This window comes from Streptomyces corallincola, assembly GCF_019104725.1.
GTDB lineage: Bacteria > Actinomycetota > Actinomycetes > Streptomycetales > Streptomycetaceae > Streptomyces > Streptomyces corallincola.
This window is the reverse complement of record NZ_JAHRXF010000062.1, coordinates 1-19218: the sequence shown is the minus strand read 5'-3', so window position 1 is coordinate 19218 and position 19218 is coordinate 1. Positions and strand designations below refer to the sequence as shown.

Annotated in this window: 17 protein-coding genes and 1 tRNA gene; 7 read left to right on the top strand and 11 right to left on the bottom strand. The window is 73.4% G+C overall.

Annotated features, from left to right (window positions below):
• Window positions 1-7: 7 nt before the first annotated feature.
• From KUM39_RS26170 to KUM39_RS26155, 4 genes are all read right to left on the bottom strand, one after another.
• Window positions 8-1156 carry a class E sortase gene (locus KUM39_RS26170; RefSeq protein ID WP_217788248.1) on the bottom strand — a complete coding sequence of 383 codons (1149 nt, stop codon included), beginning with the start codon at window positions 1154-1156 and terminating at the stop codon, window positions 8-10.
• Window positions 1153-1791 (bottom strand): aminodeoxychorismate/anthranilate synthase component II, encoded by a 639-nt coding sequence (locus KUM39_RS26165; RefSeq protein WP_217788247.1) that lies wholly within the window; start codon window positions 1789-1791, stop codon window positions 1153-1155. Before KUM39_RS26165 ends, KUM39_RS26170 begins: the two co-directional genes overlap by 4 nt.
• Window positions 1788-1949 carry a hypothetical protein gene (locus KUM39_RS26160; RefSeq protein WP_217788246.1) on the bottom strand — a complete coding sequence of 54 codons (162 nt, stop codon included), beginning with the start codon at window positions 1947-1949 and terminating at the stop codon, window positions 1788-1790. The genes KUM39_RS26165 and KUM39_RS26160 overlap by 4 nt, the downstream gene beginning before the upstream one ends.
• Before the next feature lie 117 nt (window positions 1950-2066).
• Window positions 2067-2852, bottom strand: coding sequence for a DUF881 domain-containing protein (locus KUM39_RS26155; RefSeq protein ID WP_217788245.1), 786 nt, complete (start codon window positions 2850-2852; stop codon window positions 2067-2069).
• A 139-nt stretch (window positions 2853-2991) separates the two neighbouring features.
• On the opposite strand from KUM39_RS26155, the gene crgA reads away from it, so the two are divergent.
• Window positions 2992-3246, top strand: coding sequence for a cell division protein CrgA (gene crgA / locus KUM39_RS26150; protein WP_217788244.1), 255 nt, complete (start codon window positions 2992-2994; stop codon window positions 3244-3246).
• 289 nt (window positions 3247-3535) lie between these two features.
• Here crgA and KUM39_RS26145 read toward each other — a convergent pair whose 3' ends face one another.
• Together KUM39_RS26145 and KUM39_RS26140 are read right to left on the bottom strand one after the other, a co-directional pair.
• Window positions 3536-4429 carry a rhomboid family intramembrane serine protease gene (locus KUM39_RS26145; RefSeq protein ID WP_217788243.1) on the bottom strand — a complete coding sequence of 298 codons (894 nt, stop codon included), beginning with the start codon at window positions 4427-4429 and terminating at the stop codon, window positions 3536-3538.
• 131 nt (window positions 4430-4560) lie between these two features.
• Entirely contained in the window at window positions 4561-5094 is a 534-nt protein-coding gene (locus KUM39_RS26140; RefSeq protein WP_217788242.1) for a peptidylprolyl isomerase, read from the bottom strand.
• Window positions 5095-5340: 246 nt separating this feature from the next.
• Between KUM39_RS26140 and KUM39_RS26135 the strand changes: the two genes are divergently transcribed.
• Window positions 5341-6060: a DUF5324 family protein gene (locus tag KUM39_RS26135; protein WP_217788241.1), complete on the top strand. Its 720-nt coding sequence runs from the start codon at window positions 5341-5343 to the stop codon at window positions 6058-6060.
• A 122-nt stretch (window positions 6061-6182) separates the two neighbouring features.
• On the opposite strand, the gene KUM39_RS26130 is transcribed toward KUM39_RS26135, so the two are convergent.
• Window positions 6183-8027 carry a putative Ig domain-containing protein gene (locus KUM39_RS26130; protein WP_308288245.1) on the bottom strand — a complete coding sequence of 615 codons (1845 nt, stop codon included), beginning with the start codon at window positions 8025-8027 and terminating at the stop codon, window positions 6183-6185.
• A gap of 340 nt (window positions 8028-8367) precedes the next feature.
• A tRNA-Ala gene (locus tag KUM39_RS26125) sits at window positions 8368-8440 on the bottom strand.
• A gap of 181 nt (window positions 8441-8621) precedes the next feature.
• Here KUM39_RS26125 and KUM39_RS26120 point away from each other — a divergent pair.
• Together KUM39_RS26120 and KUM39_RS26115 are read left to right on the top strand one after the other, a co-directional pair.
• Window positions 8622-9170, top strand: a complete 549-nt coding sequence (locus tag KUM39_RS26120; protein WP_217788240.1) for a helix-turn-helix domain-containing protein — start codon at window positions 8622-8624, stop codon at window positions 9168-9170.
• A 109-nt stretch (window positions 9171-9279) separates the two neighbouring features.
• Entirely contained in the window at window positions 9280-10587 is a 1308-nt protein-coding gene (locus KUM39_RS26115) for a serine/threonine-protein kinase (RefSeq protein WP_217788239.1), read from the top strand.
• Here KUM39_RS26115 and KUM39_RS26110 read toward each other — a convergent pair.
• Complete coding sequence (locus tag KUM39_RS26110; protein ID WP_217788238.1) at window positions 10551-12020, bottom strand: hypothetical protein; 1470 nt, start codon at window positions 12018-12020, stop codon at window positions 10551-10553. The two genes, KUM39_RS26115 and KUM39_RS26110, sit on opposite strands and share 37 nt — an antisense overlap.
• 259 nt (window positions 12021-12279) lie before the next feature.
• On the bottom strand, window positions 12280-12408 hold the full coding sequence (locus KUM39_RS26105) for a DLW-39 family protein (RefSeq protein ID WP_217788237.1): 129 nt from the start codon (window positions 12406-12408) through the stop codon (window positions 12280-12282).
• 347 nt (window positions 12409-12755) lie between these two features.
• Here KUM39_RS26105 and KUM39_RS26100 point away from each other — a divergent pair, with 347 nt between their 5' ends.
• Both KUM39_RS26100 and KUM39_RS26095 read left to right on the top strand, forming a co-directional pair.
• Complete coding sequence (locus KUM39_RS26100; RefSeq protein WP_217788236.1) at window positions 12756-13133, top strand: DUF6344 domain-containing protein; 378 nt, start codon at window positions 12756-12758, stop codon at window positions 13131-13133.
• Window positions 13134-13327: 194 nt separating this feature from the next.
• Window positions 13328-14161: a glycosyltransferase gene (locus KUM39_RS26095; protein ID WP_217788235.1), complete on the top strand. Its 834-nt coding sequence runs from the start codon at window positions 13328-13330 to the stop codon at window positions 14159-14161.
• Here the strand turns inward: KUM39_RS26095 and KUM39_RS26090 are convergent.
• Window positions 14136-14345, bottom strand: coding sequence for a ferredoxin (locus KUM39_RS26090; protein ID WP_217788234.1), 210 nt, complete (start codon window positions 14343-14345; stop codon window positions 14136-14138). The genes KUM39_RS26095 and KUM39_RS26090 overlap by 26 nt on opposite strands.
• 513 nt (window positions 14346-14858) lie before the next feature.
• Here KUM39_RS26090 and KUM39_RS26085 point away from each other — a divergent pair.
• On the top strand, window positions 14859-19218 hold a 4360-nt coding region (locus KUM39_RS26085), incomplete at its 3' end, for a WD40 repeat domain-containing protein (protein ID WP_217788233.1).

Below are 19218 nucleotides of genomic sequence, written 5' to 3'. Positions count from 1 at the left end.
CCAGCCCCTACTCGATGAGCGCGTCCGGCTTGCCCTTGTCGCGCGGGCGTACCTCGACCATCTTGCCCCACACGATCAGCCGGTACTTGCTGGTGAACTCCGGCGTGCAGGTGGTGAGCGTGATGTAGCGGCCGGGCCGGGTGAAGCCGGAGCCGGGCGGCACGGGGTCGAGGACGCGGGTGTTGGACGGCGGGGTCACCGGCAGCGAGGAGGTGACCTTGTAGACGTAGTAGGTGTCCTGGGTCTCCACCACGACCGCGTCGCCGGGCGCGAGGCGGTTGATGTACCGGAAGGGTTCGCCGTGGGTGTTGCGGTGGGCGGCGAGCCCGAAGTTGCCGGTCCTCGCGTCCGGCATGGCCGTCTTCAGCGGGGCCTCGCCGTAGTGCCCGACCATGCCCTTGTCGAGGACACCCTTGTTGCTGACGCCCTCCGCGATCGGGGCGACCACGTCCAGCTTGGGGATGTGCAGGATGGCGAAGCCCTGGCCGGGCGCGAAGACACCGGGGGCGCGTCGGCCGTTGGCCCAGTCCTGCTGGAGGCTGCTGGTCTCCTGTCCGGCGGCGGCCTGGGCACGGACGTTGGTCCACCAGAGCTGGTAGGTGACGAACAGCAGCATCAGCACGCCGGTGGTGATGAACACCTCGCCGAGCGCGCGGCTGGCGACAACGGCCGCGCCGGGTCTGCTCCGCCGGGCCCGTCTGCGGGCCTCGACCCGGCTCAGCGGCCGTCCGGCGTCCGGTGCGGGCCGCTCCGCGGGCTCGGCGGCGGCGCCGCGATGCCCGCCGCGCCGCTTGGCGGCCTTCCTGCGGGCCGCGCGCCCGCCCGGTGCGGCATCGGGTCCCGCACCCGCTCCGGAGGCCGCAGAGGCGCCGTGGGCGCCCGCGCGGCCGGGCTCCGGGGGCGGCGGGGGGACCCGCAGCGCCATCGTCTCCTGGTCGCCAGGGGCCGGACCGGTGTACCCGTAGGGGACCGGCGGCGTTCCCTCGTAAGGGTCCCGCGGCGTCCCCCCGTAGGGGTCCCGTCCGGTGCCGTAGGGGTCCTGCCGGGTCCCGTAGGGGTCCTGGTGGGCGCCGTCGGGCGCGTACGGCGCGTGGCCGTGGGACCCGTACGGCTGCTCGCCGTACACGTCCTCGCGCTCGGGGCGCAGCGCGGTCACGCCGTGGCCCTGCCCACCACCGGGGCGAGCCCCGCCGACCTGGCGACCGCGTCCGGGTCGCCGCACTCGGCCAGCCAGTTGGCGAGCATCCGGTGCCCGTGCTCGGTGAGCACCGACTCGGGATGGAACTGCACGCCCTCCACGGGGAGTTCGCGGTGCCGGAGCCCCATCACGATGCCGTCCGGGGTGCGGGCGGTGACCTCCAGCTCGGCGGGGACGGTGGAGGGCTCGGCGGCCAGCGAGTGGTACCGGGTCGCGGTGAACGGCGAGGGCAGCCCGGCGAACACGCCCCGGCCGGTGTGCTCGACGGGCGAGGTCTTGCCGTGCAGCAGCTCGGGCGCCCGGTCCACCACCCCGCCGTACGCCACCTGCATCGACTGCATGCCGAGGCAGACACCGAAGACGGGGACACCGGTCGCCGCGCAGTGCCGGACCATGTCCACGCAGACCCCGGCCTCCTCGGGGGTGCCGGGGCCCGGCGAGAGGAGTACCCCGGCGAAGCCGTCCTGGGCGTGGGCGGTGGTGACCTCGTCGTTGCGCAGCACCTCGCACTCGGCGCCGAGCTGATAGAGGTACTGGACGAGGTTGAAGACGAAGCTGTCGTAGTTGTCCACGACGAGGATTCGCGCGCTCACTGGTTGTCCACCGTCACATCGTTGAAGGGCAGCAGTGGTTCGGCCCAGGGGAAGACGTACTGGAAGAGGGCGTAGACGACGGCGACCACGAGGACGAGGGAGATCAGCGCCCTCACCCACGCGTTGCCCGGCAGATGCCGCCAGATCCAGCCGTACATGCCGTCCCTTCCGTTCCACCCGGCACCCGGCTCACACCCGGTGCGGCACCAGACTAACGGCGGCCGGGGCCCGGCGGACCTGAGTCCGCGGGCGGTGTGAGGCAGCGGACAGCGGTGTCAGGCGGCGGGTGTGGCGTAGTGCAGGTCGAGGGTGCCGGTGTAGCCGGGGAGGGTCTTGGTGCCGTCGTCGGTGACGTTCCAGCCGAGGCCGTACACGTTGACGTAGACCATGTACGTCTGGATCGCCTTGCTGTCGGCGAGCGCCTGCTTCAGCCTGCCGGGGTCACCCACCGCCGTGATCTTGTACGGCGGTGAGTAGACGCGGCCCTGGAGGATCAGGGTGTTGCCGACGCAGCGGACGGCGCTGGTGGAGATCAGCCGCTGGTCCATGACCTTGATGCCCCGGGCGCCGCCCTGCCAGAGCGCGTTGACGACGGCCTGGAGGTCCTGCTGGTGGATGACCAGGTAGTCGGGCTGCGGCGGGGGGTAGCCGGGGAGCTTGGCGGTGGCGTCGGGCGGGGCGTCGTTGAGAGTGACGGTGACGGCGCTGCCGGTGAGCGGGTCGGTACCGGCGTCCTTCTCCAGCGCGGCCAGCCTGCGTTCCTGCGCCTGGTCGCCGCCGTCGCTCCTGGCGAGGGACTCCAGGCCCCGGCGGAGCGCCGCGTTGGACTCGTCGAGGTCCTTGTTCTTGCGGCTGCGGTCGTGGATCAGGTCGGACAGCTTCAGCATCGAGTCGTCCGTGCGGATGTCGGTGCCCTTGGCGGTGTCGAAGCTGGTGAAGAAGATCAGCCCGGCGAGCGCGAAGACGGCGGCGGTGAGAATCCGGACCGGACGGAACCGCGGACGACGAACAGGTCCGGAACCCGTTGATCCCGAACCGGGGGAGTCGGCAGAATTGCTCAACGTACCCTTATCTCCTTCGGCGCCGCGGAAGCACTACGCTAACGGACGCCCGGGGGAGGACTCAGCGTCCCCTTGTACGCTGCCCCGACCGACCCAGTTCCCTGCGCGGCCACGCAGCGCATCGACAGGAGAGACCCTCGTGCCGAAGTCACGTATCCGCAAGAAGGCCGACTACACGCCGCCGCCCGCCAAGCAGGCGCAGGCCATCAAGCTCACCAACCGGGCCTGGGTGGCACCCGTCATGCTGGCCATGTTCGTCATCGGTCTGGCGTGGATCGTGCTGTTCTACGTGACGGACGGCTCGATGCCGGTGGACAGCCTGAACAACTGGAACATCGTGGTCGGCTTCGGCTTCATCGCCGCCGGTTTCGGTGTCTCCACGCAGTGGAAGTAGCCGTTTCCCGCTGACCGGCGTCTCTGCGGAGCAGCTCTGCCCAGGGCTGCTCCGCAGAGTTATCCACAGCCTGGGCACTCTTTCCACATGACCCTGGGGAAAAGACTACGATCTGTGGATAACTCCTTGGCCGTTGACGCCGGTACGACTGCTCGACCGACCCGCACACCCCGCGTCAACCCTGGCTTGACCTGCGGATACTCATCCGAGCGAGGGGTGGCACAGACGTACTGGCACGATGTGCACAAGATCGGCCACACACTGTGGACAACGGATCGAAAATGATCGCTCAGGTCAGCTGAAACGTTCTGACCAGGGTCACCACGACCACCACGGCCAGCATCAGCGCACAGGTGCCGTACTGGATCAGCGCCCGGTTCCGCCGGGGCGCGTGGACCATCGCGTACCCGGTGACGACGCCCACGACCAAGCCGCCGACGTGCGCCTGCCAGGCGATGCCGGGGACCCCGAACGTGATCACCAGGTTGACCACCAGCAGGGCGATCACCGGCCGCATGTCGTAGCGCAGCCGCCGCATCAGCACCGCCGTCGCGCCGAACAGACCGAAGATCGCGCCCGAGGCGCCCAGCGACGGCTGGTTCGGGGCGGCCAGCAGATAGCAGAGCGCGCTGCCCGCGAGACCGCAGACGAGATACAGGGCGATGTAGCGGGCGCGGCCGAGCGCCGCCTCCAGCGGACCGCCGACCCACCACAGGCTGAGCATGTTGAACAGGATGTGCAGATAGCTGCCGTGCAGGAACATCCCGGTCAGCAGCCGGTAGTACTGGCCCTCCGCGATGCCCTGGAGCCCGAGGAGGTCGGGGGTGAGGGCGCGGCCGAGCACGTCGAACCGGTCGGTGAAGCTGTCACCGACGGCCTGCTGGACCAGGAACAGGACCAGGTTGAGCCCGATGAGGACCTTGGTGACCAGGCGCGGGTCGGCCGCGACCGAGCCGCCCGCCACGGTACGGGGGCGGGTCGCGGCGGCCGGAGCGGCCCGGCCGGGGCCGGAACCGCCGCGCACGCACTCCGGGCACTGGAAGCCGACCGAGGCGCTGACCATGCACTCGGGGCAGATCGGCCGGTCGCAGCGGGTGCAGCGCACCCCGGTCTCGCGGTCGGGGTGCCGGTAGCACACCGGCACGCTCCGGGCGTCCTGCGCGCTGCCCGCCGGCTGGTCCATGACTTCCCCTGTTCCCCTCGCCGACCGGGATCGTCACCCGCTCCCGGGTTTCCTACGTTTCCTACGGACGAGGGGGGAGATTGGTTCCCCGCCGGGCACCCGGCGGACGCCCGGCCCCGACGCCGCCCGGCTCAGCCCTGGCGCTTCTCGATCACCACGGACTCCACGACCACGTCCGTGAGCGGGCGGTTGTTGGGGTGGCTGGTCGGCACGGCGGCGATGGCGTCCACGACCTTCCGTCCGGCCGGGTCCACGACCTCCCCGAAGATCGTGTGCTTGCGGTTCAGCCAGGTCGTGGGCTGGACGGTGATGAAGAACTGGGAGCCGTTGGTGCCCGGTCCCGCGTTGGCCATCGCCAGCAGATACGGCCGGTTGAAGGAGAGGTCGGGATGGAACTCGTCCGCGAACTCGTAGCCGGGGCCGCCGATGCCGGTGCCCAGCGGGTCGCCGCCCTGGATCATGAAGCCCTCGATGACCCGGTGGAAGAGGGTGCCGTCGTAGAGCGGCTCGCGGCCGGTCGCGCCGGTGCCCGGGTGCGTCCACTCCCGCTCGCCCCCGGCCAGTTCCACGAAGTTGCGGACGGTCTTCGGCGCGTGGTTCGGGAACAGCAGGACCTCGATGTCGCCGTGGTTGGTCCTCAGGGTGGCGATGAGCTGCTCGGCCACGTTCCGCCTTCCGTCGTGCTCGGGATGATGCCGCCCCGATCCTCGCACGGCACGGGACTCCCCGGTTCCGGCCCGGCGGGTTCGCGTGGTGCGGGGGCGCGGGGGCACGTTCCGTGGGAGTGTCGTCCGGGTACGCGGCCTGCACCCGGATGCCCGTCCGCGCATGCCCGGACGGCTCCGGACAGGCATGATCCGTAAAAGGGTGGAAAGTCGAATTACCGTACGCCACCGTGGAGGAGGAAACCCGTGACCCGCATCGACAGCGTGCGCGCCGCGACCGGATCGGCGAAGGACAGCGTGCTGCACGCCGCGGAAGTGGTGGCGCCCTACGCCGACACGGCCAAGGAGCGTGCCGCGTACTACGCGCAGGAGGCACGCGTACGGCTGGCGCCCGTGGTCTCGCAGGCCGCCGAACAGGCCCGCGAGCAGTACGGCGCCCATCTCGCCCCCCGGATCGAGCAGGCGCGCGCCCATGTTCCGCCGAAGGTGGACCAGGCCGCGCACGAGGCCAGGGTCCGCGCCCGCAAGGCCGCCCGGCAGGCCGCCGACTACTCCCGCCAGGCGGCGGACTACTCGCGGCCCGTGTTCGACCAGGCGCTGGCCGCCGCGACCCCGGTGGCCGACGAGGCCGCCGCGCGCGGTGCCGCGGCGCTGGTCGCGCTGCGCGGCCAGGTGCCCGCCGAGCAGATCCAGAAGCTGGCCCGGCGCAACAAGCGGTCCCGTTCGCTGCGTGCCGTGCGCGCGCTGGCGCTGGTCGGCCTGGTGGCCGGTGGCGCGTTCGCGGCCTGGAAGTGGTGGGACAAGCAGGCCAACCCGGACTGGCTGGTCGAGCCCCCGGCCCCGACCGAGGTCGGGGAGAGCACCCGGCTCAGCGCGGTGGACGGCACCGGCGCGGCCGGTCTCGACCCCGAGGTCCGGGCCAAGCAGGCCGAGGAGGAGGCGGCGGAGCGCAACGAGGACGACTGACCGTCCTACCGGCCGATCGTCTGCGTTTTCCCGCACCGGCGACACCGCGACACGAACCCCGCCCGGCCGCTTCAGGAGCGGCCGGGCGGGGTTCGTTCGTGCCTACTGCGGTGCCGTACCGGCTACTTGGGAGCGGCGGCCGGGACCGTCAGGCGGACGGTGACCCGGTCGCGGGCGCGGCCGTCGGTGACGTAGAAGGTGAGGTCGTGCGTGCCGGGCTCGGCGGACGCGACGGTGACGGCGCCGGTGGCGGCGTCGAGGCTCACCCCCTTGGGCAGTTCGGGGGCGTAGTAGGAGAGCCGGTCGCCGTCCCGGTCCCGGGCGGAGAGCGAGAAGCGGGCGTCGCCGTGCGCGTCGGCGGTCACGTCGGCGGCCCCGGCGAACGCGGGGGCGTGGTTCGGGCGGGGCAGCGCGGGCAGGCCGCTCCACTGGTAGGTGGCGTACGAACCGGCGGGCACCCGGACCACGAAGGAACGGCCGCCGACGCTGATCCGGACACGGCGGTCGGTGCCGTTGTCGTTGGTGACGACGGCGGTGTAGCGGCCCGTGCCGGAGCGGTACACGACATTGCCGACGCCGTTCTCGGGGGCGCTGGACTCCAGGCGCACGTCACCGGGCGAGAGGTACTTGGCGAACTGGCCCAACTGGTACAGCTCGTCGCGGACGCGGTACTTCCGGGTGGTGGTGTCCACCGTGACCAGCCGGTCGGGCCACTTGGTGGTGCGCGCGATCTCGTCCCAGTCCACGTTGTTGTCGCGGGCGCCCGTCCAGTGCAGGGTGCCGCCGTCCTGGTCCGTGGTCTGGGCCCACATGATGTAGGAGCCCGCGTCCAGCCGGAAGTCCTCCAGGACCGCCGAGGGCGAGAGGTCGCCGGTCTCGGTCATCTCCACCGGCTTGCCGGTCTGCTCGAACGCATCCCGCATCACGTGCGGGTCGCCCCAGTAGGGGTGGAACGCGATGGCGTCGGCGGCGGCCAGGACCTGCTTGCCCTTGACCGAGCCGTCGGCGGAGTCGTCGAAGATGCGGTGGTAGTTCTTGGTGGTGGTGCTGTTGGGGTCCCGCCAGTCCCAGTAGTTGAAGTCGTGCACGTAGAGCCTGGTGTCCAGCCGGGCGGCGCGGAACTCCCGCTTGATGGCGAGGGCCAGCTTCTGCTGCTGGGGGATGCTGATGTCCATCGCCGGATAGACCACGTCCATGCCGGGCTCGTTGAGCAGGGTCAGGGCGTCCACGCGGATGCCGTGCCGGGCGTACGCCTGCACGTACTTGACGTAGTAGCGGGCGAAGACGTCGATACAGTCGTCGCGCAGTTTGCCGACCTGGTAGTAGTCGGTGGTGCTGCCCGGCTTGAGCGCGACCTCGCCGGTGAATTGGTTGTTGGTCTTCATCCAGGCCGGGGCGCTCCACGCGGAGGCGAAGAACGTGGCGCGGGGGTTGTAGCGCTGGATCAGCTTGATGGTGTCGATGATGTGCAGGTCGAGGTCGCGCTGGATCGAGAAGTGCTTCAGCCCGAAGTCGTCGGAGACACCGGGCGGCACGTCGTCCTCGGACCAGAACGGCAGGTGCTCGATCAGGTCCGGGCTGCCGATGGTCAGCCGGAACCGGTCCAGCCCGGCGCCGTGCCGGGGATCGACCAGGAGCCTGATGGCGGACTCGCGCTGCGCGGGCGTGAGCTTCCAGAGGTTGGACACGGCCGTCTCGTCGATGGAGAAGCCGACGCCGGTGTACTTCTGCCGCAGCGCGGCCGGGTCCGCGACCACGGTCGCGTCCACCGCGCCGTGCGCGTCGCCGGTCAGCGCCACGGAGGGCAGCGGCTGCCACTTCCGGGTGCCGTCGGCGGAGGAATAGGTGCCGGTGACCAGGGGGCCGTGGGGCCCGCCCCGGTCGGCGTGGGCGGTGGGGCCGGTACCGGCCAGTGCGGTCAGCGTGGTGACCGAGACGGCGGCCATCGCGGCGAGAGAACGCTTCACAGCCTCTCCTTGACGTGGGGAAGTGGGCTTGGCTGCTGAACACGTCGAACGGTGCTGCTCACGGATCACGTCGTACGGACACCGGCCCACGCCGCCCCGAAACGCATCGCGCCTGAGGGCCACGCCGCGCCGCCCCCCGACGACGCGTGCATACAAGCAATGTCGTACGTGTTAAGTCAAGGCATGAACAAAGGGTTTGAGGGTCCCCGTGAGGGGGAGGCCCGGCACCCCGGAAACCCACCCCGGCCGGACCCCGGCCGAGTGCGGAGCCTGGGCAGCCGACCCACGAAAAAGCCCCCCTGCCGTACGTTTCCGCACGTCAGGGGGGCTTTTGAGAGGGTGGAGCCTAGGAGATTCGAACTCCTGACATCCGCCATGCAAAGACGGCGCTCTACCACCTGAGCTAAGGCCCCTCGGAGTGGCCGCCGCCGGGACCGTGGGGTCCGGCACGTGCCGGGGACCAGAGTACCGGGTCATCCCCGGTTTCCCGCAAAAATATGGGGGGTCCCCGTGGCTGACCACGCTCCGTAGGATGCTCGACGTGGTTCGCTGGAGCGAACCGCGGTTTTCGGGGGCAGCGATGGGGAGACGCGCATGGATGCCGCACAGCAGGAAGCGACCGCGAGAGCGCGGGAGCTGCAACGGAACTGGTACGGGGAGCCGTTGGGGGCACTCTTCCGCAAACTCATAGACGATCTCGGGCTGAACCAGGCCCGGCTCGCGGCGGTGCTCGGCCTGTCGGCGCCGATGCTCTCGCAGCTGATGAGCGGCCAGCGCGCCAAGATCGGCAACCCGGCGGTCGTCCAGCGGGTGCAACTGCTCCAGGAACTGGCCGCCCAGGCCGCCGACGGCAGCGTCAGCGCCGCCGAGGCGACCGAGCGGATGGACGAGATCAAGAGGTCCCAGGGGGGCTCCGTGCTCAGCAACACCAGCCAGACGAACGGGACTTCGGGCGTGCCGACCGTCAAGCGCGTCGTCCGCGAGATCCAGTCGCTGCTGCGTTCCGTCTCCGCCGCCGGGGACATCATCGACGCCGCCGACAGTCTGGCCCCGAGCCACCCCGAACTCGCCGAGTTCCTACGGGTGTACGGCGCGGGCCGCACCTCGGACGCGGTCGCGCACTACCAGTCGCACCAGAGCTGACCGACGCGGCCCCGCCCGCCGGAGGGGGTCCGGCACCGGCCGGGGTCGCGGCTTCGGTACGTACGCACCACACGGGCACCCCACACGCGGGGGAGGAGCGGCGGACGTCATGGGCGAGGTCTTCGCCGGCCGGTACGAACTGGCCGATCCGATCGGGCGCGGCGGCGCGGGCGCCGTCTGGCGGGCCTGGGACCACCGGCGCCGCCGGTACGTCGCCGCCAAGGTGCTCCAGCAGCGGGACGCCCACGCGCTGCTGCGCTTCGTCCGCGAACAGGCCCTGCGCATCGACCATCCGCATGTGCTCGCCCCGGCGAGCTGGGCCGCCGACGACGACCAGGTCCTCTTCACGATGGACCTCGTCGCGGGCGGCTCGCTTGTCCATCTCGTCGGCGACTACGGGCCGTTGCCGCCCGCGCTCGTCCGGGTCCTGCTCGACCAGTTGCTGTCCGGGCTCGCCGCCGTGCACGCGGAGGGGGTCGTGCACCGGGACGTGAAGCCCGCCAACATCCTGCTGGAGGCCACCGGCACCGGGCGCCCCCGGCTGCGCCTGTCGGACTTCGGCATCGCCATGCGCTTCGGCGAACCCCGGCTCACCGAGACCGACCTCGTCGTCGGCACCCCCGGCTATCTCGCCCCCGAGCAGATGCTCGGCGCCGACCCCGACTACCCCGCCGACCTGTACGCCGCCGGACTCGTCGCCCTCTACCTCCTCGAAGGCGCCCGCCCCGACAGCCGGGAACTCCTGCGGCACTTCATGGAGCACGGAACTCCCCCCGCCCCGAAAGGAGTTCCGGAGCCGCTCTGGGAGGTCGTCGCCACCCTCATCCAGCCCGACCCCGCCGCCCGCCACCGCACCGCCATCGGTGCCCGGAAGGCGCTCGCGGCGGCGGCCGAACTGATGGCGGACACCGGACCGGCCCCCGTGGACCCCGCCCGCGAGCAGGCCGAGTCGATCGAGATATTCGACCAACTCGGCCCACTGCCGGACGGGTTCGGCCCGAACGGACCGCTGAAACGGGCTTCCGGAATACGCGTCGGGACCACCGGCACGGAGACCCCGACACCAACTCCCCTCACCGTCCCGCGCACAGACCCCCCCGAACCTCACAACTCGGCTTACAGCAGCGCGAGTTCCGCGTCCGACACCGGAACCCCGCCCGTGTCCGGCGCCCGTGTCCCGCTCCCCCCGGAGATGCCCGCGGCGCCCGCGACACCTCCGCCGTACGCGCCGTACGCACCCCCCGACACCGCCGCGTACACCGCCCGCGACCCCCGCGCGCCCCTGGCCCCCGGCGCCCCGCAGCCCCGGACGCACGCGCGGCGGCGGCCCGGTCCGCCGGCCGGGGTGGCGGTGCCGGTGCTGCTGCTCGCGCTGGTCTGCTACGCCGTCGGGTTCTGGGCGCTGACCCGTCTCTGAGCGCGCCGGGCGGCCAGGGTCCAGCCGCCGAGCGCCACGAGCAGCGCGGTCCCGGTGCCGAGACCGCCCGCCGCGAGCAGTCGCATCCGGAGGTCGGAGCCGACCGGGCCACCGCTCGCCGCGGCCTCCCGGTCGGCGGCCGTCACCGCGAACACCCCGTCCGGCGCGGACCGCCCGGCGTACCGGGGTCCGTCCTGGGCCCGCCCGTCGAGCCGTACCCGCAGGGTGACGCGGTACGGGCCCGGTCCGAAGGTGTCGGCCAGCTGTCGGCCCAGGTGGAGGACGAGGTAGTAGTTCCCGGCGAAGCACAGCGCGTTCTGCGTGGCGGGCACGGCGTACCGGTTGCCGTACGCCACGGGCGGCAGCGGTGCGAGGGCCGCCTGCTTCGGGGTGCCGGTGTACCCGGCGGAGACCTCGTCCACCAGGCCGCGCACCGGGTTGTGCAGGGCGAGGTTCAGCGCGCCGCCCGCGTACCCGTGCCCGTCGGCGGTGCCGCCCAGTTCGGCGACGACGTGCGGGGTGCGGCCCCAGTCCACCGGCATCCGGTAGAACAGGGTGGTGCCGGGGGTGAGTTCGGCGCGCCAGACGCCCTGGCCCAGCGGGCGTGCCGTCGCGAAGCCGCTGCCGCCCGCGCGGTCACGGGGCGCACCGGCGAGCGGGGCCGGGGTGGCGGTGCCGGGGGCGGGCGGCGCGGTGGTGGGCGCGGCGCCGGTGAGGCCGGGTTCGGTGACCGGCGCGATCTCCAGCTCCCAGGGCGCGTCCGCACCCCCGCCGGAGGCGTCCGCCGCGCGCCCGGACTCGGCGCGTTCCACACCGACGTAGTACGTCCCCGCGTTCCGGCACAGGGCCCGGCCGGGCTCGCGGGTGCCGAGCGCGGTGACGGGGCGCGGGCTGAGGGACGTACCGACCCGGCCCGAGGCGTAGGAACAGGGGGCTCCGTTCGCGTCCCGCACCGAGACCCGGATGCCGTCGGTGGAGGCGACGGCCGCACCGGCGGGGGGTACGGCGGTGACCGGGACGTAGGCGGTGTCCGTCGCGTCGAGATCGAGGCGGTAGTGGAGGACGCCGTGCGCGGGGAGGGTGCCGCGGTAGCTCCGGCCGGGGCGGAGGAGCGGCGCGTCCGCCGTGTCCGGGGCGCCGTCGATCCGCCGGTCGCCGTCGGCGAAGGCGTACGGGGTGGTGGAAGCGCCGGTGCCCGGGGCGCCCGTGGTCGGGGTGCCGGGGGCGGCGGAGGCGGGCGGCACCGCGGTCAGCGCGCACAGCAGGGCGGCGGCCACCGAGCAGCCGATCCCGGCCACCCCCGCACGCGTACCCGTACCCCTGCCCGCACCGGCACGCGTACCCGTACCCCTGCCGGTGCCCGCACCGGCGCGCGGACGTACGGCACCGAGCCGCAGCCGCCGCCCTCTCGACCCCGCCCTACGCGCCCGCACGCGCCACCCCCGTCAGCAGACCCGCCCACCCGGACCCGGCCCATCCTGCCCCGCGCGCGCCTGCGCCATCCGGGGATCGGGTACGCCGTCCGAAAGGTCCCGCCCCGAGCGGCCCGGTACGGCGGGGGCCACCACCGGATCTACCCCACTGCGCGCGAACCGGCAACCGGAACCGGCCACCGCCCCGGCCGCGCCCCCGGACAACACAAAACCCCGACCGCACAGGCGGCCGGGGTCTGAGCGAATTCCGGATCGGCGCTCACGAACCCGTGGGCACGGAGTCAGTGGCCTCCGTCCACAGGTCCTGCTCGGCGCGATCCGCCTGGATCTGGCGGTACACGAGGAGCCCGCCGATGGCGGCCAGTACGACCAGGAGCAGCTTCTTCACCGCGCGACCTCGTCTTTCCTTGACGTAGGGGACCTCTGGCGCCCGACTATACACACCGACCGATATCGATCGGTTACCTGCGCCGGGCCCCAACTCCCGGCCCCCGAAACGGGATCGGCCGAGCCGGGACCGTTGTGATCGGAGGGTGATCGCACCCTCGCACAACGTGACTTTGGTCCGGATTCCTTCCTCCAAGGGTATTTTCCGGGGTTTTCGACGCTTATGCACCCATACGAGTGGTGTTGATCTGAACATCGACGCGCCACGTGCCGAGGTCCTTCACTTCGCGGTCGGCATACACATGATGAGCAAAGTACGCAAATCGCCCAACCCGAAAGTGAGGGGCCATGACCCAGAACAAGGTCATGAAGCTGTGGACCGCCTTCGTCACCGCCTTCATCGCGCTGTGCACCGCGCTCGGACTCGTCACCACCACCGCCGCCACCGCGACGGCGGCCCCGCAGGCCGAGACGCCGAGCGGCACCACCGAGCAGCAGCGGAGCAGCGCACCGACGGCGGCGGAGGAACAGCCCGCCCCCGGATTCCCCCTCCCCAGGTCGCTCCCGCCGACCATGAAGCAGCGCATCACCGCCGAGGCACACGGCAAGTCCCCGAGCTGCCGACAGCGCTCCCGCACCGGTGACAGCGACCAGACCGACCTCTCGGCCACCGAGGCCGAGCAGCGGGCCACCGCCGACCACGAGGCGGTACCGCTCGCCTGCTGAGCCCCGAGGGCAGCACGCAGGACCGCGGACGTTTCGGCATCACGGCGACTTGCGTACGCATCACAGTCGAATCGTTCTGGACCCCCGGCCGACCCGGCCGGGGGTTTCGCGCTGTCCGGGGGCCTTCTCCGGGCCGCGCGCTCGTCCTCGTACCCTGGCGGCCGCCCACGTCTTGGAAAGGTGGTGGAGCCGCCGTGTCCCGGCGCGTCACCGTCGTCACCGCAGTCCACGCCCCCGCCGCCCGGTTCCTGCCGGACGCCTACGCGTCACTGTGCGCGCAGCGCCTCCCGGACGGCTGGACCTGGGAGTGGCTGGTCCAGGAGGACGGCGGGAGCGGGGCGGTCCGGCCGCTCCTCCCCGCCGACGACGCCCGCGTGAGCTTCCGCCAGGGGCGGCCCGGCGGCCCCGGCACCGCGCGCACCCTCGCGCTGGCCCGCGCGCGGGGCACGTACATCAAGGTGCTGGACGCCGACGACCTGCTCGCCCCCGGCGCCCTCGCCCGCGACCTGGCCGCGCTGGAGGCCGACCGCACCCTCGGCTGGGCCGCCTCCCGCGCCCTCGACCTGCTGCCCGACGGCAGCACGGCCGGTTTCCCCGGCGATCCGGCGGAGGGGCCGCTGGAACGCGGCACGGTGCTGGAGTCCTGGGAGCGGAACGGGTTCCGGGCGCCCGTGCACCCGGCGACGCTCTGCGTACGCCGCGAACTGCTCAGCGCGCTGGGCGGCTGGATGGCGCTGCCCGCCTCCGAGGACACCGGGCTGCTGCTGGCCCTCGACGCGGTCGGCCGGGGCTGGTTCAGCGCCACGACCGGGCTGTACTACCGCAAGTGGGACGGGCAGGTCACCAGCCGGGCGGCCCACGCCGATCCGGCCGAACTGGCCGCCCGCAGGACGGTCGTCGCGGCGCGGGCGCGGGCGCTGGCGCGGCTGGGGTGGAGCTGGCCGGGGGAAGCGGGGGGCGAACCGGGTGCCGAGGAAGGCGGGTCGGGCGGCCGGGCCCCGGTCACTCCCCCTCGGCCGACAGCCTGATCGCCTGCGAAGGGCACCGCTCCGCCGCCTCGCGGACCCGTTCCCGTACCTCGGGGGCGTCCGTCGCCTCCGCCCCGCCGGGCAGCACCACGCCGTAGCCGTCCTCGAAGGCGAACACGGAGGGGACCCGGTAGGCGCACTCGGCGGAGCCGTAGCACTGGGCGTGATCGACGGAGACCTTCATACGTACTCCAGCGGAGGGCGGGCCGGTTCACCGACTCGGCGGGGACTCACGGGAGAGTCCCAGGACGTCACTGCCCGGACACGTCCCCGATGACACACGGCTGTCGGCGGTACCCGGCCGTTCCGCGGGTGTTCCGGGTGTCCGCCGGTCGGTGATCCGACGGCACCGGCCCCTCCGGCACCGGTCCCTCCCCTCGTGGGGACCGGTGCCGGACGGAGCGGGCGGCTTCGGCCCGTGCCGCGTCGGCGGACCGGCGCGGACCGAGGTATCGGGGCGGCGCCGACCGAAGTTGACCGAGAACGTTCGGCTCGGCCCGGCCGCCTCGGGAGGGCCGCGCAGGTCGTCCGTCCGAACGGTGTGTGAGGGATCGGCTACCGCGTCCGCATCCTGCCATTCAGGACCCTCGGGGAGGAGGCCGCGACCTCCTCTCCAGGGCTTCTCCGCAGGTCAGCCGTATAGGGTGGGTTTTCCGGTCCGGACGTCCGGACACGCGGGGAGTGAAGGGGTGGGGCCGTGGGCGGCGACTCCGGGGCGCGTACCGCCTTCGCCGAGCGCCTCGCCCTGCTGTACCGGGAGGCCGGGAACCCACCCCTGAAAAGCGTGTCCGAAGCGGTCGCACGGCTCCAGCGCACGGACGAGCGGGGCCGCCCGGTACGGGTCTCCGCGCAGCGCATCAGCGACTGGCGGCGGGCGAAGAACGTACCCGCCCAGTTCCCGGCGCTCGCGGCCGTGCTCCAGATCCTGATACCCGAGGCGCGCCGGACGCGGCCGGTCCCGGTGTCGGGCGGGCTGTACGACGTGGTCCAGTGGCAGCGGCTGTGGGAGCGGGCGCTCGCCGACCCGGCCGCCGCGCCGTCCGGCCCGGCGGAACGGGAACCCCGGCTCCCGGAGCAGTCGGTGGCCGTCGCCGCGGGAGTCTGCCCGTACCGGGGGCTCGCGCCGTACCGGCCCGAGGACGCGCGCTGGTTCTTCGGACGCGAGCGCGGCACCGGGGCGCTGGTGGGGCAGTTGGACGCGGCGGAGCGGACCGGGGGGCTGGTCATGCTGGTCGGCGCCTCGGGCGCGGGCAAGTCGTCGCTGCTCAGCGCGGGTCTGGTGCCGGTACTGCGGGACGGCGCCCAAGTGGACGGCTGCCCCGAGGGCGCCGCGCCGCGCACGGTGCTCCAGTGGGTGCCCGGCGCCGATCCGCTCGGCGAACTGACCCGGCGGATACCGGAGGTGGCCGGTGTCGTGGCGCGGGCACGGGCGGCCGAGCGAGCCGACCCGGGCAATCCGGACGCCGCCGGGGTCGGCACACGGGAGTTCGGGCGCGCGGTACGGGAGGGGGTCGCGGCCTGGGCCGTACGGGAGGAGGAGGCGGCTTCCGCCGCTGCCGCTGCTTCCTCCGCTGCTGCTTCCGCGTCCGGTGCGGGGGACCGGGGGGAGGAAGGTCCGGGGGGCGCTGGTTCGCCGGTCGGTGACGCGGGGTCGGCCGAGGGGGCCGGACCGGGTGGTGGAGGCGGGGCCGTCGCGGGGGCGTCCGGCGGAACCGGCGCCGGGGTGTCCACCGGGGCCCCCGGCGGGGCCGCCCCACGGTCCGATGAGTCCCGCCGGGCCCGGCCGGTCCTGATCATCGACCAGTTCGAGGAAACCTTCACTCTCTGCGCCGACGAGGCCGACCGGCGCGTCTTCGTCCGCTTCCTGCACGCGGCCTGCACCCCACCGCCCGCCACGCCCGCCGGAGCCGCCGTACCGAGCGCGCTCCCCGACGTGCCCCCCGCTTCCCCCACCCACGGCCACTCCGCCGCCCCCGCCCTGGTCCTCCTCGGTATCCGCGCCGACTTCTACGACCAGTGTCTGCGCCACCCCGAGCTGGCGGACGCGCTCCAGCACCGGCACATGGTCCTCGGCCCGCTCACCTCGGCGGAGTTGCGCGAGGCGATCACCGGGCCCGCACGGGCCGTAGGGCTCGAACTGGAGCCGGGACTCGCCGAGTCGATCACGCGGGAGGTCAGCGCGGACGGGCCGCGCGGGGCGCACGACGCCGGAGTGCTGCCGCTGCTGTCGCACGCCCTGCTCGCCACCTGGCAGCGCCGCAAGGCGGGCCGTCTGACGCTCGCGGGCTACCGGGCGGCGGGCGGTATCCAGGGCGCGGTCGCCGCGACCGCCGAGCGCGCCTGGACCGGGCTGGACCCGGCGGCGCGTACGGCGGCCCGGCTGCTCCTGCTGCGGCTGGTCCGGCTCGGCGAGGACACCCGGGCGACCCGGCGGCGCGGTACGCGGCGCCAGTTGGCGGACGAGTCGGCGGACCCCGGCAGGACGGAGGAGTCGCTGGAGGCGCTGGTCCGGGCCCGGCTGGTGACGCTGGACGCGGAGACGGTGGAGATCACCCACGAGGCGCTGCTGCACGCCTGGCCCCGGCTGCGGCACTGGATCGACGAGGACCGCAGCGGCCATCTGCTGCGGCAGCGGCTGGAGGAGGACGGACGAGCCTGGGAGGAGTCGGGGCGGGACAGTGCGCTGCTGTACCGGGGGTCCCGGCTGGAACAGGCCCGCGCCTGGGCGGAGTCGGCGGGTGACCGGTATCCGACGCGGGGCGCGGTGCGGTTCCTGGCCGCCTCGGTGCGGCTGCGCCGCCGTACCGTGCTGGTCAGCCGGGCGGCCGTGGCGGCGCTGGTGGCGCTCGCGGTGGTCGCGGCCGGGTCGGCGGTGGTGGCGTGGCAGCAGCGGGACGACGCGGTGTTCGAGCAGGTGCTCGCGGAGGCCGACCGGGTGCAGCGCACCGATCCCTCCCTGGCGGCCCAACTCGCGCTGGTCGCCCACCGGTTGCGCCCGGAAGACGAGGGGACGTACAGCAGGCTGATCTCGATCGTGAACGCGCCGATGGCCACCCCGCTGTCCGGCCACACCGGCGCCGTCTACCTCACCTCCTTCAGCCCCGACGGACGCACCCTGGCGACCGCCAGCTACGACCGCACGGTCCGGCTGTGGGACGTGTCCGACCCCGGCCGCCCGAAGGCGCTGGGCGAACCCCTCACCGGGCACACCAGTTGGGTGAGCAGCGCGGTCTTCTCCCCGGACGGGCGGACCCTGGCGAGCGCGGGCGACGACGACACGGTCCGGCTGTGGGACGTCACCGACCGGACCCGCCCGAAGCCGCTGGGGGCCCCGCTCGCCGGGCACCGGGGCACCATCTATCTGGTCGCGTTCAGCCCCGACGGGCGCACCCTGGCGAGCGCGGGCGAGGACCGCACGGTCCGGCTGTGGGACGTGTCCGACCCGGCGCACGCCAAGCCGCTCGGCGCTCCGCTCACCGGGCACCGGGAGGCGGTGCGCTCGGTGGCGTTCGCCCCGGACGGGCGGACCCTGGCGAGCGCGGGCGACGACGACACCGTACGGCTGTGGGACCTGGCGGACCGGACCCGGCCGACACCGCTCGGGGCCCCGCTGACCGGGCACATGGACATCGTCCACTCGGTCGCGTTCAGCCCGGACGGGCGGACGCTGGCCAGCGGGAGCGCGGACGACACGATCCGGCTGTGGAACGTGGCGGACCGGACGCGCGCCAAGCCGCTCGGGCCGCCGCTCACCGGGCACACCGGGCCGGTCTGGTCGGTGGCGTTCAGCCCGGACGGCGGCCGTCTCGCGGCGGCGAGCGCGGACTCCACGGCCAGCCTGTGGAACGTCACCGACCCGGCCGCGCCGTCCCAGGTGGGGGAGGAACTGGCGGGCAGCAGCGGCGAGATGTACGCGCTGGGCTTCAGCCCGGACGGCCGTACGCTCGCCACCGGCAGCGGGGACGCCAAGGTACGGCTGTGGTCACTGCCCACCCAGGACATGGCGGGCCGGAGCGGCGCGTTCCGCCCGGACGGGCGGGTACTGGCGACGGCCGTCCGGGACGGCGGAGTCCGGCTGTGGGACGTGACCCGGCCCAGCCGACCGGTGCTGCTCGGCGGACCGTTTCTGCGCGGGGACGGCGGCCGTCGCTCGATGGTCTTCTCCCCCGACGGCCACACCCTCGCGGTGCTCACCAGTGCCCGTTCGGTGTACCTGTGGGACGTCTCCGACCCGGCCCACCCGCGCCCCCTCGGCACGGAACTCCGTCTGCGCACCCGCTTCATGGGCCCGGCCGCGCTGGCGTACAGCCCGGACGGCCACACCCTCGCCACCGCCTACGACGACCGTACGATCCGGCTGTGGGACGTGTCCGACCCGGCGCACGCGGTGCCGCTGGGCGCTCCGCTCACCGGGCACCGGGGCTACATCAACGCGCTGGCGTTCAGCCCCGACGGCTCGGTGCTGGCCAGCGGCAGCGCGGACAGCACGGTCCGCCGGTGGAACGTACGAGACCCGGCGCACCCGGCGCCACTGGGGCGCCCCCTGTCCGGCCACACCGGCCCGGTCAACGTCCTGGCCTACAGCCCGGACGGCTCGGTGCTGGCCAGCGGCAGCGACGACGACACGGTCCGCCTGTGGCGCGTCACCGGCACCGCGCACCCCCTGGGCCGCCCGCTCACCGGCCACACGGAGGCGGTCACCTCCCTGACCTGGGCACGCGGCGGCGGTCGGCTCGCCAGCGGCGGCAACGACAACACGATCCGCCTGTGGAACGTCTCCGACCCGGCCTCGGCGTCCCCCATCGGCCAGTCGATGAGTCCATACGCCAAAACGGGCACGTTCCTCTCCTTCAGCCCCGACAGTCACCTTCTGGGCGTCTCCAGCGGCTCGGACACGGTCCGCCTCTGGCCCCTCGGCGCCGACGCCGCCATCACCCACATCTGCGCCGTGACCAGGAACGTCCTCACCCCGACCCGCTGGCACGAATACCTCCCCCGCCTCCCCTACTCCCCCCCCCGCCCCCCCCCCCCCACCCCCCAAACCCCCCCACCCCCCC

Bases quoted from the DNA above. Each gene is read 5' to 3' on its own strand.
- KUM39_RS26160 (WP_217788246.1), bottom strand. From the start codon at position 1,949: ATGTACGGCTGGATCTGGCGGCATCTGCCGGGCAACGCGTGGGTGAGG.
- KUM39_RS26145 (WP_217788243.1), bottom strand. From the start codon at position 4,429: ATGGACCAGCCGGCGGGCAGCGCGCAGGACGCCCGGAGCGTGCCGGTG.
- KUM39_RS26120 (WP_217788240.1), top strand. From the start codon at position 8,622: ATGGATGCCGCACAGCAGGAAGCGACCGCGAGAGCGCGGGAGCTGCAA.
- KUM39_RS26115 (WP_217788239.1), top strand. From the start codon at position 9,280: ATGGGCGAGGTCTTCGCCGGCCGGTACGAACTGGCCGATCCGATCGGG.
- KUM39_RS26100 (WP_217788236.1), top strand. From the start codon at position 12,756: ATGACCCAGAACAAGGTCATGAAGCTGTGGACCGCCTTCGTCACCGCC.
- KUM39_RS26090 (WP_217788234.1), bottom strand. From the start codon at position 14,345: ATGAAGGTCTCCGTCGATCACGCCCAGTGCTACGGCTCCGCCGAGTGC.